This is a genomic window from Niveispirillum sp. BGYR6 (genome assembly GCF_027568365.1).
GTDB lineage: Bacteria > Pseudomonadota > Alphaproteobacteria > Azospirillales > Azospirillaceae > Niveispirillum.
This window is the reverse complement of sequence record NZ_JANLNL010000002.1, coordinates 711,016-724,813: the sequence shown is the minus strand read 5'-3', so window position 1 is coordinate 724,813 and position 13,798 is coordinate 711,016. Positions and strand designations below refer to the sequence as shown.

The following is a 13,798-nucleotide window of genomic DNA, read 5'->3' as shown; positions in this document are numbered from 1 at the left end:
CCCCATGCTGCGCTTGACCCGCAATCTGCTGCGTCTGGTTTCCATCGGTCGCACGCTGGCCCGCCATGGCGCGCTGCAGCCCGACCTGTTCGGCGACAGTGCGCCGCTGGTGGCGCTGCTGATGCGCGCCGTCAACAATGAAAAGGCGCCGGGCCGCCCTGGCCAGCGGCTGGCCGCCGCCTTGCAGGAACTGGGCCCCAGCTTCATCAAGCTGGGGCAGGTGCTGTCCATCCGCGCCGATCTGGTGGGGGAGGAGGTGGCCGCCGATCTGGCGCAGTTGCGCGACCGGCTGCCCGCCTTTCCGGGGGCGGAGGCCCGCGCCATCATTGAGGCGGAGCTGGCCCGCCCGATGGATGTTCTGTTCGCCCATTTCGACGATCAGGCGGTGGCGGCGGCCAGCATCGCCCAGGTGCATTTCGCCGAAACGCCGGATGGACGGCAGGTGGCGGTCAAAGTGCTGCGCCCCGGCATCGAACAGGCGTTTCAGCGCGACCTGGATCTGATGATGTGGCTGGCCGGGTTGGCCCTGCGCCTGCAACCGCGCCTGAAACGGCTGAAGCCGGTGGCGGTGGTGGAAACCTTCGCCCGCACCGTGGCCCTGGAAATGGATTTACGGATGGAGGCGGCGGCCGCCTCCGAGCTGGGGGAGAATTTCGCCAGCGATCCGACCTTTTCCGTTCCGACCATCGATTGGGATCGCACCGCCAAGCGGGTGATGACCCAGGCCCGCGTCATCGGCTTTTCCATCGACAAGCTGGAAGAGATCAAGGCGGCGGGGTTGGAGCCGGACCAGCTGTTGCAGCAGGCGGCGGATGCCTTTTTCAATCAGGTGTTCCGCGACGGCTTCTTCCATGCCGACATGCATCCCGGCAACATGTTCGTTACGGCGCAGGGCAAGCTGGTGGCGGTGGATTTCGGCATCATGGGCCGCATCGACCGCCAGACCAGGCTTTATCTGGCCGATATGCTGATCGGTTTCCTCAACCGGGATTATGATCTGGTGGCGCGGGTGCATTTCGATGCCGGCTTCGTGCCCCCCGATCAGGATCGGGAACTGTTCAAGCAGGCCTGTCGCTCCATCGGGGAGCCGCTGCATGGCCGCCCGCTGTCGGATATCTCCATCGGCCGGCTGCTGGCCCAGCTTTTCGCCATTACGGAAAAATTCCAGATGGAGACGCAGCCACAGTTGTTGCTGCTGCAGAAAAGCATGTTGACGGCGGAGGGGATGGGCCGGGTGCTGAACCCGCATGTGAATATGTGGGAACTGGCGCGACCGCTGATTGAACGCTGGATGGTGGAAAATCGCGGGCCGGAGGCACGGGTGGCCGATGCGGCCGGTGCCGTGGCCAGCATTATTGGCCGGCTGCCAACCTTGGTGCGCGATCTGGAACGCGCGGCCTTCCAGTTGGCCGAAGGCGGGGGGATGCGGTTGCATCCCGACAGTCTGGCCTTGCTGGCTCAGGCCCAGGCGTTGGAAAATAAACGCCAGCGCCGCCCGCTCTGGCTGGCCTTGGCGCTGGCGGCCGGTGCCCTGCTGGTGCTGGCATTGCGATAATCCCGGCCGCTACAGGCCGGGGAAGGGGGGAATATGGGGGCCGATCAATCGCTTCCCGCCAATCTTTTCGGCCTGTCGGGCTGGAGCGGCAGCGGCAAGACCACGCTGATGGCGCGGCTGATTCCGGCGGTGGCGCAGCGCGGTTTCACGGTTTCCACCCTGAAACATGCCCATCACGCCTTTGATATCGACCAGCCGGGCAAGGATTCTTATGTCCACCGCATGGCCGGCGCGTCAGAGGTGCTGGTGGCATCCGGCCAGCGCTGGGCCCTGATGCACGAGAATCGCGGCTCACCGGAATTGAGCCTGGCCGAACTGGTGGCCAAACTGTCGCCGGTCGACCTGATTCTGGTGGAAGGCTTCAAACGCGACAGCCACCCCAAGCTGGAGGTGCATCGCCCGGCCAATGGCAAGCCGTTGCTGTACCCCGATGATCCCAACATCATTGCCGTGGCCAGCGATATGGGGCTGCCGGGCTGTCCGCTGCCCGTGCTGAACCTGGATGATGTGGAGGCCATTGCCGACCTGATCCTGGATCGCTGCGGGCTGGGAGGCGCGCGATGAGCGGGGCCTGTGGCAATTGTTTCGAAGCCGGTTCGAATTTGCTGCGGCTGGACCAGGCTTTGGCCCTGATCAATGATCGTTTCGACCCCGTAATAGGGGAAGAGCGGGTGAAGCTGGCCGATGCGGTGGGACGGGTGCTGGCCGCCGATCTGCGGGCGGTTGCCCCGCTGCCGGGATTCGATAACAGCGCCATGGATGGCTATGCCCTGCGCCATGCCGACCTGCCGGGGCCCTTGCCGCTGGCGGGGCAGGTGGCGGCGGGCCATCGGCCGCCGCTGGTGCCGCCCGGCCACGCCGTGCGCATCCTGACCGGTGCCATGCTGCCCGCCGGCCTGGATAGCGTGGCGATCCAGGAAGAGGTGCATCTGCTGCCCGATGGGCGGGTGGCCTTGCCGCCCGCCCTGCCGCTGGGGGCCAATTGCCGGCGGGTGGGGCAGGATGTGGCTTTGGGGGCGCTGCTGCTATCGGCGGGCCGCACCCTGCGTCCTGCCGATATCGCCCTGGCGGCGGCCCAGGGGTGGGACAGCCTGCCGGTGCGCCGCCCGCTGCGCGTTGCCCTGTTCTCCACCGGGGATGAGTTGCGGGAGCCGGGGCAGGACGCCGCCCCGCCCGCCATCCATGACAGCAACCGCTATCTGTTACGCGCCCTGCTGGCGCGGCAGGGCTGCGCCGTTACCGATCTGGGCATCCTGGCGGATGACGCGACACTGATTCGCCGGGTGCTGGCGCAGGCGGCAGAGAATCATGATCTGGTGCTGACCTCGGGCGGCATGTCGGTGGGCGATGCCGACCATGTGCGCCCGGCGGTAGAAGCGCTGGGCGCGCTCTCCTTCTGGAAGCTGGCGATCAAGCCCGGCAAGCCGCTGGCGCTGGGCCGTATCGGCGGGGCGGTATTCTGCGGCCTGCCGGGCAATCCGTCCGCCGTGCTGGTCACCTTCCTGCTGGTGGCCCGCCCCCTGATTCAGCGCCTGTCCGGTGCGCGGGTGGAAAATCCGCCGCGCTTTGCCGTCCGCGCCGGATTCGCCCATGCGAAAAAGGCTGGGCGGCGGGAATTTCTGCCGGTGCGGCTGGGGCAGGGGGCCGATGGCAGTGCCCTGGCCCTGCCGCTGACCGGCATGTTCACCGGCATGGTGCAGGCCGACGGGCTGCTGGAACTGACTGAGGAACGGGAACATCTGGCGGCGGGGGATCTGGCCCCGCTGCTGCCCTTGACCTGATTCTGCTCCCGAATCAGCCTTCGCCCAGCAAGGCCCGGCGGGCGGCAGGGGCGGGAATCAGCACCGGGGCCAGATCGTCATCATGGATATTTTCCAGCAATAGACCCTTCTCGCTGAGGCTGGCCGCATAAAGATTGCCGATGCGCCGCACTGGGGTCGGCCCGTCACCAGCCAGCGCCGCCGCGAAGGCCGCCCGCGCCGCTGCATCGCCTCTCATGTCGCTGGCCAGCCAGTCGGCCAGCCAATCGGCCTGTTCTGCTGTCAAATCCAGCCCGGTCATTGGCAGCTTTCCCCGATCAGCGGGAACGCGGTGTTGATGTCGCCCTCCTTGTTCAGGCCGAAGCGAATCACAAAGCGCTGACCCTTTGGCCCCGTACATTGTTCCGCTGTCGGAACGGTAGGCGCAGAGCAGCCCAGGAAGCCCCACGGCTTGGCCGGTCCGCTCTGGTTGGCAAAGGCATAACGGATGGAGGCGGTGATCTGCGCCGGGGTGCAATTGTCCGGATAGAGCGTGGAAAATTTGGACGTTCCGTTCTCGAAACGAACCGTCGCACCATAAAGCCCATCCGGCTGGGTCGGCTGGGCATCAATACCGGCGATGATTTTGGACGTGGCGACCAGCGCTTTGGAGTGCAGCCCCACCGGATCGCCATTCTTCTTGATCTCCCCGCACAGGATATGGCGCAGGTTGATGCGGGGCTTGCCGTCAGACCATTGAAAAGCCCCATCCGCACAGCTCATCGCTGCTTGTGCCTGGGCCAGGCTGCCCGTCAGGCACAGGCCCAGTGCCACGATAATCCCGCCGATGCGGCCCCTTGCCATGATCGCTTCCTTCCCCGGCTGCGCGGTTCCATATAGGGCCATCAATGTGGCGGTGATGCACCGCCCACCGCAAGGGACATGATGATGAAACCAGCCCGCCGCCCCCTCCATCTGGTTCCGCTGGCACTGGCCGGTCTGGCCCTGCTGGGGCTGCTGGCCTGGCTCACTATCCGCCATGACAGCCAGATGGCGGCGGCGGGTGCGGCGGGCATGGGTAATCAAACCGCAGCGGTCGGTGGCCCCTTTACCTTGACCGACCACCAGGGGCGCACGGTGACGGAGAAGGACTATGCCGGGCGTATGTTATTGATCTTCTTCGGCTATACCTATTGCCCCGATATCTGCCCCACCGAGGTGCAGACCATGGCCGAGGTGATGGACGCCCTGTCACCGGAAGAACAGGCCAAGCTCCAGCCCCTGTTCATCACCATCGATCCCGCGCGCGACAATCCGCAGGTCGTGGCCGATTACGTGGCCCTGTTCCACCCTGGGATTGTCGGCCTGACCGGCACGCCGGATCAGGTGGCAGCCGTTGCCAAGGCCTACCGCGTCTATTACGCCAAATCCGGCGGGGAGCCGGATGGCACGGGATATATGATGGACCACTCCGCCTATCTTTATCTGATGGGGGCAGATGGGGCGCTGGCCGCCCTTTATCCACGCGGAACGGCGGCGGCCCGGATCGTCGCAGACATCCGCCAGCGGCTGCCAAATGGTAACGCCGGCAGCCCCACTACCGGCAATTCGGGCGAAAAAACGGCAAATTGAGCACAAAAGACGCGATGCGGCGCAGCATCGGACCTATGCATATTAGTTAAGCTATTGAAATATATGAGTTTCCACTAAGGGCGTCCTCCCTTGACAGGGTTGGGGGCTGCCCGTATGGTGCCGCCGCTTTCGCACGGTATTCAAACCAACCCCGGCGAAGGGAGATGCTTCGTGTCACATGATAGCCCTCCCCCCTCGTTGGAGGAACTGGACGCCCGTTTGCGTGAGGCCCGGCAGAAAGCCGGCCTGGACAAGCCTGAACCCCAGCCTGGGGTGTCGGCGGGTTCAGGCGGGGATATGGCGCTGGGTATCCGTATCGGGGTGGAACTGGTGGCAGGCGTGTTGCTGGGGCTGGCCCTCGGCTATGGGCTTGATCTTTGGTTGGGTACCAAACCCATTGGCATGATTGTTATGATCTTCGTGGGTGCGATTGCGGGTTTCATGAATGTGTATCGTGTGGTTAATGGCCACGGGTACGCGGCAGGGTTCGGCAAGTCCCGGGAAGAACGGGACGGTGGGGAGTAGGCATCGTGGCTGGTCCGTTGGAGCAATTCGAGGTCAAGCGCTTGGTCAGCCTCCCGGTTGGCAATCTGGACCTTTCCTTCACCAATTCGGCGCTGTTCATGGTTCTGGCCGTTGTGGTCAGCACGGCGCTGCTGGTGTTCGGGATGCGTGGTCGCGCCATGGTGCCGGGGCGCCTGCAATCCATGGCGGAAGTGCTGTATGAATTTGTCTCGGAGATGGTGCGGGATAATGCCGGGCCGCAGGCCCGCAAGTATTTTCCGCTGATCTTCTCGCTGTTCATGTTTGTGCTGTTCGGCAATGTGCTGGGCCTGATCCCCTATTCCTTCACCTTCACCAGCCATATCATTGTTACCTTCGCGATGGCCCTGTTTGTCTTCGTGCTGGTGACGATCATCGGCTTTGCCCGTCATGGCTTGCACTTCCTGCACCTGTTCCTGCCGCATGGCACGCCGTTGTGGCTGGCGCCGATGATCATTGTCATCGAAGTGATCTCCTACTTCGTGCGCCCCATCAGCCTCTCCGTCCGACTGTTCGCCAACATGCTGGCCGGTCATACGATGATGAAGGTTTTTGCCGGCTTCACGGTCAGCCTGCTGGCTGCCGGGGGTGCGGGTGCTGCCATTGGTATTCTGCCTGTGCTGATGAATGTCGCCCTGTTCGGCCTGGAATTCCTGGTCGCCGGCATTCAGGCCTACGTCTTCGCGCTGCTGAGCTGCGTGTATCTGCGTGACTCGCTGGAACTGCACTAAGCAATCCGGTCGTCCAACTCGTCTTCATCCCAAAGAGACACTTCCAACATAGAGGATCTTCAAAATGGAAGCTGAAGCCGCAAAGTACATCGGTGCTGGTCTGGCCATGTTCGCTCTGCTGGGCGTCGGCATCGGCCTCGGCAACCTGTTCTCTGGCCTGTACCAGGCCGCTGCCCGTAACCCGGCCGCGCTGAACAGCTACAAGACCTTCGTGTTCATCGGTTTCGCTCTGACGGAAGCCGCTGGTCTGTTCGCCCTGGTTATCGCCTTCCTGATCCTGTTCGCCTAATCAGCGACGGTTTCATCCTGCTGTCCCTTCCGGGATGGCATGGCTTCAGCGCCGGGTTTGCCGCCGCTGCCGGGTTATGAATTCCGGGCAGCGGCGGTCTTCCTATCGGGCCTATGGTTCCGGTTGGCTTGGTGCTGTGGAGTGTGGCGTGATCGTGTGTCGCCTGTTGCAAGGTGATGGCGGTCAGCAGTGAATGGGTGCTTCAATGCCTGTCCAACGCTTTTCGCGCCTGTGCGCCGGTGCCGCGTCGGCCCTGACGATGGCTCTGCTGGTGGCCGGGCCTGTGCTCGCCGCTGAGGGTGAGCATCATTCCAAGGGCCTGCCGCAGCTCAATCCGGCCAGCTACGCGTCGCAGATTTTCTGGCTGATCATCACGTTCGGCCTGCTGCTCTGGCTGATGTCCAAGGTGGCCCTGCCGCGGGTGGCCGAGGTGCTGGAAGCCCGTCAGGAAAAGATTTCCAACGACCTGGAAAAGGCCAGCGCGCTGAGGGCGGAAGCCGAGGCGGTCATGCAGGCCTATGAAAAGGCGTTGACCGAGGCGCGGGGCAACGCGCAGCAGGAAATGGCCAAGGCCGTTGCTGCTTCCGATGCCGAAGCCGCCCGTCGTAATGGCGATCTGGCGGCCGATCTGGCCCAGCGGACCCGCACGGCGGAGGAGCGCATCCAGGCCGCCAAGCAGGTGGCGCTCGGCAATGTGCGCACCATCGCCGGTGAAACGGCCCAGGCTGCCGTTTCTCGTCTGGTCGGTGTCGCCGTTTCGGCGGAGACGACCGAAGCCGCCGTTGAAGCCGTGCTGAAGGAGCGTGCGTGATGCATTTCGACAGCAATTTCTTCTTCGGCGTTGCCTTCGTAATCTTCGTTCTGCTGGTCGCTAAGCTGGCCGGCAAGTCGATCATCGGTTCGCTGGATGAGCGCGGCAAGCGCATCGCCGGTGAACTGGAAGCGGCGCAGAAGCTGCGTGAGGATGCCCAGGCAGCCCTCGCCCAGTTCCAGCGCAAGCAGCGCGACGCCTTGAAGGAAGCCGAATCCATCCTGGTTTCCGCCCGTGAGGAGGCTCAGCGCATCCGTGCCCATGCCGCCAGCGATCTGGAAGTGGCGCTGAAGCGTCGTGAACAGCAGGCGATGGACAAGATCGCCCAGGCGGAAAATCAGGCGATACAGCAGGTTCGCGAACTGGCGGTTGATATCGCTGTGGCCGCAACCGAGAAGCTGTTGATCGAAAACCTGGATGCCGGCCGCGATGGCACGCTGGTCAACCAGGCAATCGCTGAACTGCCGGCCAAGCTGCACTGAGCAGTGACAGCTTGCTGAAGTAAGAAAAGGCCGCTGGCGCGATCCGGCGGCCTTTTTATTTGTTTTGCCCATGGGGAAGCCTGGACGCGATCGGCCCCCGCTTCCTATGATCCCATCACACAGACAAACCGCCGACATCAGGCGGTGTCTTTCAGGGAGATGAGAATTGTTCAGCCATGTCATGCTCGGTGCCCATGATATCCAGGCGTCGAAGAATTTCTATGATGCCACCTTTGCGGCGCTGGGGATCGCCCCTGGTGTGGATGACCCCAAGGGCCGCGTCTTCTATCGCGCGCCGACCGGCATTTTCGCTATCACCAAGCCAATCAATGGCGAGCCGGCCACCTTTGCCAATGGCAGCACAATTGGTTTTGCTGCCGCTTCGGCGGAACAGGTGGATGCCTGGCACGCCGCCGGCGTCGCGGCGGGCGGGACGAGCTGTGAGGACCCGCCGGGCCCCCGCAGCCTGGGCACGATGAGCCTTTATCTGGCTTATCTGCGCGATCCGGCGGGCAACAAGCTGTGCGCCATGTATCGGCTACCGGCCTGATCTGGAAAGCGGCGGCCTGAAACGGGCCGCCGCTCTGCCTTGCCCCGCTCTGTCAGGCAGCCTTGGTGCCGCCGACGGTCAGCCCGTCGATGCGCAAGGTGGGCTGGCCCACGCCCACCGGCACACCCTGGCCAGCCTTGCCGCAGACACCGATGCCGGGGTCCATCGAACTGTCATTGCCGATCATCGTCACCTTGGTCAGCGAGTCGGGGCCATTACCGATCAGGGTGGCGCCCTTCACCGCCGGGCCCAGCTTGCCATCTTCGATCAGATAGGCCTCGCTGGCGGAGAAGACGAACTTGCCCGAGACAATATCCACCTGACCGCCGGCGAAATTGGCGGCGAAGATGCCGCGCTTTACCGAGGCGATGATCTCCTCCGGCGTCTTGTCGCCGCTGCGCATGACGGTGTTGGTCATGCGCGGCATCGGCATATGGGAGAAACCCTGGCGCCGGCCATTGCCGGTGGGTTTCACCCCCATCAGCCGGGCATTCAGCCGGTCCTGCATATAGCCCTTCAGGATACCATCCTCGATCAGCACGGTGCATTGGCTGGGCGTGCCTTCATCATCCACCGTGATCGACCCGCGGCGCCCCTCGATGCTGCCATCATCCACCACGGTGACGCCGGGGGCAGCGACCCGCTGACCCAGCAGGCCCGAGAAAGCGGACGTCTTCTTGCGGTTGAAATCGCCCTCCAGCCCGTGGCCGATGGCCTCGTGCAGCAGGATGCCGCACCAGCCGGGCCCCAACACCACCGGCATTTCGCCGGCCGGTGCCTCAACGCTGGACAGGTTGATCAAGGCGCCGCGCAGCGCCTCGTCCACATAGCCGCGCCAGACGGCGGGGTCCAGGAACGCCTCATAGGTGCGGCGGCCGCCAGCACCATAGGAGCCGGTCTCCATCCGGTCGCCTTCGCCCACCACCAGCGAGACATTCAGCCGGACCAGCGGGCGGATATCGGCCACGCGGGTGCCATCCGCGCGCAGGATTTGTACCGCCTGCCATTCTCCAGCGAGGGAGGCGGAGACCTGCCGCACGCGCGGATCGCGGCCCCTTGCATAGGCATCGATCTCCGCCAGCAGCTTCACCTTGGCTTCGAATGGCACCAGTCCCAACGGGTTGTCGCTGGCATAGAGCAGGCGATTGGTACCGATGGGGGCTTCAGCCATGACGCCGGAATGGCCGCGATGCACGGCCTGCACCGTGGCCGTGGCGCGGCGGATGGCGTCCTCCGTCAGGACGGAGGCATGGGCATAGCCCGTGGCCTCATCCGCAACCGCCCGCAGGCCGAATCCCTGGGTGGTGTCAAAGCCGGCGCTTTTCAGCTTGCCGTCATCCCAGGCGAAACTCTCGCTCTGGGCATATTCCAGGAACAGCTCCCCATCATCGGCGCCGTGCAGCGCATCGCGCACCAGTGCTTCCGTCCGTCCCAGGTCGAGGCCGGCCTTTTGGAAGAAGATGTCGTCGGTCAGGGAGAGCAGGGACATGGATGGAGTCGCTTTCAAACAACGGGTTTCACCCAGCAAGAATGGCGATACGGAGCCAGCCCGGCAAGGGTGTCGGATGAATGCCCGTACCGCAGGGCGGAAATTTTTCCCTGCCCGTTTTGTCGGCGCAAGCCGGCTGAAACCGGGTGGTTTGCCCCGTAACCCGTTACAAGTGCGACGGATTGCCCCGGTGAATGATGGCAGAAGCGTGGCGTAGCGGCTTGCCCCGCCGGCATTTTGCGCGTTATGCTCCCAGGCGATATATGGGGCCGTTAGGTCTGCATATTATACTGGATGCGTGTCCCGTATCGCAGGTGCTCGCCGGAACGATTAACCGATCGAAACGATGGGCATCGGCATAACGGTTCCGTTTCGTGCCACCGGCAGCGGAACGGGGTGGTGGGATGTTCGGCTGACATACAAGGGGATGCCAAAATCCCCGGAACGACGAGAGTGGTGAGGGATGTTCAAACGCAAGATCGGTGCCGCATTGTCGGGCCTGTCGCTGGCGGTTTTCACCGCCGGTTCGGTGATGGCCCAAGAGGCCGCGAAGTTCGTCGGTGTGCCCGCCCCCGCCCAGTTGGGGATGCAGGAGGCGGCGTCGCCGGTGATGGAGCGGCTGCATGATTTCCATAACCTGCTGCTGGTGACGATCACGGCCATTGCGCTGTTCGTCACGGCTTTGCTGGTTTACGTGATGATCCGGTTCAACCGGCGCGCCAACCCGGTGCCGTCCACCACCACCCACCACACGCTGCTGGAAGTGGCATGGACCGGTATTCCGGTGATCATCCTGCTGTTGATCGCTGTTCCGTCCTTCCGCCTGCTCTATTTCATGGACAAGGCGCCCAACCCGGAACTGACGGTCAAGGTGACCGGCCATCAATGGTACTGGTCCTTCGAATATCCTGATCATGAAGGTGTGGCGTTCGATGCCCGCATGATTGAGGACAAGGATCTGAAGCCTGGCCAGCATCGCCTGCTGGAGGTGGACCAGCGCATTATCGTCCCGGTGGATACCGATATCCGCGTGCTGGTGACCGGTGCCGACGTCATCCATTCCTTCGCCATCCCCTCGCTGGGCATGAAGAAGGATGCGGTGCCGGGCCGCCTGAACGAGACTTGGTTCCGCGCCAACCGCGAAGGCGTCTTCTATGGCCAGTGCTCGGAAATCTGCGGCACAGGCCACGGCCAGATGCCAGTCGCCATTGAGGCGGTTTCCAAAGAAGCCTTCCAGCAATGGCTGGGTCAGCAGAAGCAGGCACTGAATAACAACGGGTCCGAACCCCGGCAGCTCGCCCAGGCGGCGGGCGCCCAGTAACCGGGATCGGAGGAGAGGGTAACACCATGGGTGCTGTCAGCGGGGCGAATGCCCACGATCACCATGATCACAAGCCGGGCTTTGTGGCGCGTTGGTTGTTTTCAACCAACCACAAGGATATTGGCACGCTCTACATGTTTTTCGCGGTCATCGCCGGCGTCATCGGCGGCCTGTTTTCCGTGATCATGCGCCTGGAGCTGCAAGATCCCGGCATTCAGTATTTGACGGCTTTCTCCGCCGATGTCGGCCAGCAATGGAACGTCTTCATCACCGCCCATGGTTTGATCATGGTGTTCTTCGTGGTGATGCCGGCGCTGATTGGCGGGTTCGGCAACTGGTTCGTGCCGCTGATGGTGGGGGCGCCGGATATGGCCTTCCCCCGCCTGAACAATATCAGCTTCTGGCTGATCGTGCCGGCCTTCCTGCTGCTGCTCTCCTCGGCCTTTGTCGGGCCGGGCGCCGGGACGGGCTGGACGATTTATCCGCCGCTTTCCAGCGCGCAATATGACCATAGCGGCCCCTCGGTCGATATGGCCATCTTCGCCCTGCATCTGGCCGGCGCTTCGTCGATCCTGGGGGCGGTGAATTTCATCACCACCATTTTCAACATGCGCGCGCCTGGCATGACGCTGCACAAGATGCCGCTGTTCGCCTGGGCCATGCTGGTCACGGCCTTCCTGCTGCTGCTGTCGGTGCCGGTGCTGGGTGGTGCCATCACCATGCTGCTGACCGACCGTAATTTCGGCACGGATTTCTTCAATCCGGCCGGCGGTGGTGACCCGATCCTGTTCCAGCATCTGTTCTGGTTCTTCGGTCACCCCGAAGTGTACATCATGATCCTGCCGGCCTTCGGCATCATCTCCCACATCATCTCCACCTTCTCCCGCAAGCCGGTCTTCGGCTATCTGGGCATGGCCTATGCCATGGTTGCCATCGGCGTGGTCGGCTTCATCGTCTGGGCGCACCATATGTTCACCGTCGGTCTCTCGGTGGATACGCGCGCCTATTTCACCGCCGCCACCATGATCATCGCCGTGCCGACGGGGGTGAAGATATTCTCCTGGATCGCCACCATGTGGGGCGGCTCCATCAGCTTTGAAGTGCCTATGGTCTGGGCCATCGGCTTCGTCTTCCTGTTCACCGTGGGTGGGGTGACGGGTGTGGTGTTGGCCAATGGCGGCATGGATATCGCGCTGCACGACACCTATTATGTGGTGGCGCACTTCCACTATGTGCTGTCGCTGGGTGCCGTGTTCGCCATCTTCGCCGGTTACTATTACTGGATCGGCAAGATGTCGGGCCGTCAGCATCCCGCCTGGGCCGGGCACCTGCATTTCTGGACGACCTTCATCGGCGTCAACCTGATCTTCTTCCCGCAGCACTTCCTGGGCCTGGCGGGGATGCCGCGCCGGATGCCGGACTATAACGAGGCCTACCATTTCTGGCACATGGTCTCCTCCTACGGCACCTACCTGGCCTTTGCCTCCACCATCTTCTTCTGCATCATGGCGATCTACACGCTGTTCGCCGGGCGCCGGGTGACGGGCGATTACTGGGAGACGGGTGGCACGACGCTGGAATGGACGCTGTCCTCCCCGCCGCCGTTCCATCAGTTCGAAACCCTGCCGCGCGTGAAGTAAGGCGATGGGCCGGCCCCGGCTTCAGACGGGACCGGCCCTCACACCCCTTTCATCCGTACTCTGCCAATCCGGTTCGATGTGAAGAGACCCCCTGAATGACCGATGGCGTGATCGACAATGAGGCACTGGAAGGCCCGGCGCTGGCCGGGGGTTCCGTGCGGGACTATGTGGCTCTGCTGAAGCCGCGGGTCATGTCGCTTGTGGTGTTTTCCGGTTTTGCCGGCATGGTGGTGGCCCCTGGCCATCTGCATCCGCTGCTGGCCCTGGTGGCGGTGCTGTGCATCGCCATCGCCTCGGGGGCGGCCGGTGCGATCAATATGTGGTATGACCGCGATATTGATGCGCTGATGGACCGCACGGCGGGCCGGCCGATCCCCCAGGGCCGCGTGCCGGCAGCCGAAGCCCTGGCCTTCGGCATCGTGCTGACCATCGCCTCCGTGGCCCTGATGGGGCTGGCGCTGAACTGGGTGGCGGCGGGGCTGCTGGCCCTAGCCTCGGCCTTCTACATCTTCATCTACACCATGTGGCTGAAGCGGCGCACGCCGCAGAACATCGTCATCGGTGGGGCGGCTGGCGCCTTCCCGCCGATGATTGGCTGGGCTGCGGCGACGGGGGAAGTCTCCATCGCTTCCATCGTGCTGTTCGCGCTGATCTTCTTCTGGACGCCGCCGCATTTCTGGGCACTGGCCATCTTCCGCCGGCTGGATTACCAGCACGCCGGTGTGCCGATGCTGCCGGTGGTGGCCGGGGAGGCAGAAACCAAGCGGCAGATGCTGATCTACACGCTGATCCTGCTGCCGCTGGCCACTGCGCCCTACTTCCTGGGGATTGGCGGGCTGGCTTATCTGGCGGGATCGCTGGTGCTGGGGGGGCTGTTCGTGGCCTGTGCCATCGCCACCCTGCGCAGCCAGGATCACAAGCCGGCCAAGCGCATGTTCGCCTTTTCCATCCTCTATCTGTTCCTGCTGTTCGCCCTGCTGATCGGCGACCATCTGGCAACGTGAGGAAACACAAGA

The 13,798-nt window shown here is 63.6% G+C and carries 16 protein-coding genes; 13 read left to right on the top strand and 3 right to left on the bottom strand.

All coding sequences use genetic code 11. The features are described from left to right. Positions 1–4 precede the first annotated feature (4 nt). Genes ubiB through glp form a run of 3 tightly spaced genes read left to right on the top strand, consistent with a single transcriptional unit; the run spans position 5 to position 3,336 of the window. Positions 5–1,555 (top strand): 2-polyprenylphenol 6-hydroxylase, encoded by a 1,551-nt coding sequence (gene ubiB / locus PCJ49_RS07315; RefSeq protein ID WP_269910358.1) that lies wholly within the window; start codon positions 5–7, stop codon positions 1,553–1,555. Between the two features lie 33 nt (positions 1,556–1,588). Then, positions 1,589–2,119, top strand: coding sequence for a molybdopterin-guanine dinucleotide biosynthesis protein B (gene mobB / locus PCJ49_RS07310; protein WP_269910357.1), 531 nt, complete (start codon positions 1,589–1,591; stop codon positions 2,117–2,119). After that, positions 2,116–3,336 (top strand): gephyrin-like molybdotransferase Glp, encoded by a 1,221-nt coding sequence (glp, locus tag PCJ49_RS07305; RefSeq protein WP_269910356.1) that lies wholly within the window; start codon positions 2,116–2,118, stop codon positions 3,334–3,336. Before mobB ends, glp begins: the two co-directional genes overlap by 4 nt. Before the next feature lie 13 nt (positions 3,337–3,349). Here the strand turns inward: glp and PCJ49_RS07300 are convergent, their stop codons facing one another. Both PCJ49_RS07300 and PCJ49_RS07295 read right to left on the bottom strand, forming a co-directional pair. Beyond that, positions 3,350–3,616, bottom strand: a complete 267-nt coding sequence (locus tag PCJ49_RS07300; RefSeq protein WP_269910355.1) for a hypothetical protein — start codon at positions 3,614–3,616, stop codon at positions 3,350–3,352. After that, positions 3,613–4,158: an EndoU domain-containing protein gene (locus tag PCJ49_RS07295; RefSeq protein ID WP_269910354.1), complete on the bottom strand. Its 546-nt coding sequence runs from the start codon at positions 4,156–4,158 to the stop codon at positions 3,613–3,615. Before PCJ49_RS07295 ends, PCJ49_RS07300 begins: the two co-directional genes overlap by 4 nt. A gap of 78 nt (positions 4,159–4,236) precedes the next feature. Here PCJ49_RS07295 and PCJ49_RS07290 point away from each other — a divergent pair, with 78 nt between their 5' ends. The 7 genes from PCJ49_RS07290 to PCJ49_RS07260 all read left to right on the top strand — a co-directional run bounded on the left by PCJ49_RS07290 (position 4,237) and on the right by PCJ49_RS07260 (position 8,332). Beyond that, the gene (locus PCJ49_RS07290) at positions 4,237–4,926 is read left to right on the top strand and encodes an SCO family protein (protein WP_269910353.1); all 690 of its coding nucleotides are present in this window, start codon (positions 4,237–4,239) and stop codon (positions 4,924–4,926) included. Between the two features lie 114 nt (positions 4,927–5,040). Further along, positions 5,041–5,451 carry an AtpZ/AtpI family protein gene (locus tag PCJ49_RS07285; protein ID WP_244559454.1) on the top strand — a complete coding sequence of 137 codons (411 nt, stop codon included), beginning with the start codon at positions 5,041–5,043 and terminating at the stop codon, positions 5,449–5,451. 5 nt (positions 5,452–5,456) lie between these two features. Continuing rightward, the gene (locus PCJ49_RS07280; protein WP_269910352.1) at positions 5,457–6,200 is read left to right on the top strand and encodes a F0F1 ATP synthase subunit A; all 744 of its coding nucleotides are present in this window, start codon (positions 5,457–5,459) and stop codon (positions 6,198–6,200) included. A gap of 64 nt (positions 6,201–6,264) precedes the next feature. Next, positions 6,265–6,489 (top strand): F0F1 ATP synthase subunit C, encoded by a 225-nt coding sequence (locus PCJ49_RS07275; RefSeq protein ID WP_089287375.1) that lies wholly within the window; start codon positions 6,265–6,267, stop codon positions 6,487–6,489. A gap of 205 nt (positions 6,490–6,694) precedes the next feature. Further along, on the top strand, positions 6,695–7,300 hold the full coding sequence (locus tag PCJ49_RS07270) for an ATPase (RefSeq protein WP_244559453.1): 606 nt from the start codon (positions 6,695–6,697) through the stop codon (positions 7,298–7,300). Beyond that, the gene (locus PCJ49_RS07265; protein WP_089287374.1) at positions 7,300–7,782 is read left to right on the top strand and encodes a F0F1 ATP synthase subunit B; all 483 of its coding nucleotides are present in this window, start codon (positions 7,300–7,302) and stop codon (positions 7,780–7,782) included. The genes PCJ49_RS07270 and PCJ49_RS07265 overlap by 1 nt, the downstream gene beginning before the upstream one ends. 166 nt (positions 7,783–7,948) lie before the next feature. Further along, positions 7,949–8,332, top strand: coding sequence for a VOC family protein (locus tag PCJ49_RS07260; protein ID WP_089287373.1), 384 nt, complete (start codon positions 7,949–7,951; stop codon positions 8,330–8,332). A 52-nt stretch (positions 8,333–8,384) separates the two neighbouring features. Here the strand turns inward: PCJ49_RS07260 and tldD are convergent, their stop codons facing one another. Further along, positions 8,385–9,821, bottom strand: a complete 1,437-nt coding sequence (tldD, locus tag PCJ49_RS07255; RefSeq protein ID WP_269910351.1) for a metalloprotease TldD — start codon at positions 9,819–9,821, stop codon at positions 8,385–8,387. Positions 9,822–10,284: 463 nt separating this feature from the next. Between tldD and coxB the strand changes: the two genes are divergently transcribed. The 3 genes from coxB (at position 10,285) to cyoE (ending at position 13,786) form a co-directional block, all read left to right on the top strand. Then, positions 10,285–11,142, top strand: coding sequence for a cytochrome c oxidase subunit II (gene coxB, locus PCJ49_RS07250; protein WP_089287371.1), 858 nt, complete (start codon positions 10,285–10,287; stop codon positions 11,140–11,142). A gap of 26 nt (positions 11,143–11,168) precedes the next feature. Next, the gene (ctaD, locus tag PCJ49_RS07245) at positions 11,169–12,782 is read left to right on the top strand and encodes a cytochrome c oxidase subunit I (protein ID WP_269910350.1); all 1,614 of its coding nucleotides are present in this window, start codon (positions 11,169–11,171) and stop codon (positions 12,780–12,782) included. A gap of 95 nt (positions 12,783–12,877) precedes the next feature. Next, positions 12,878–13,786 (top strand): heme o synthase, encoded by a 909-nt coding sequence (gene cyoE / locus PCJ49_RS07240; protein WP_089287369.1) that lies wholly within the window; start codon positions 12,878–12,880, stop codon positions 13,784–13,786. Positions 13,787–13,798: the final 12 nt, after the last annotated feature.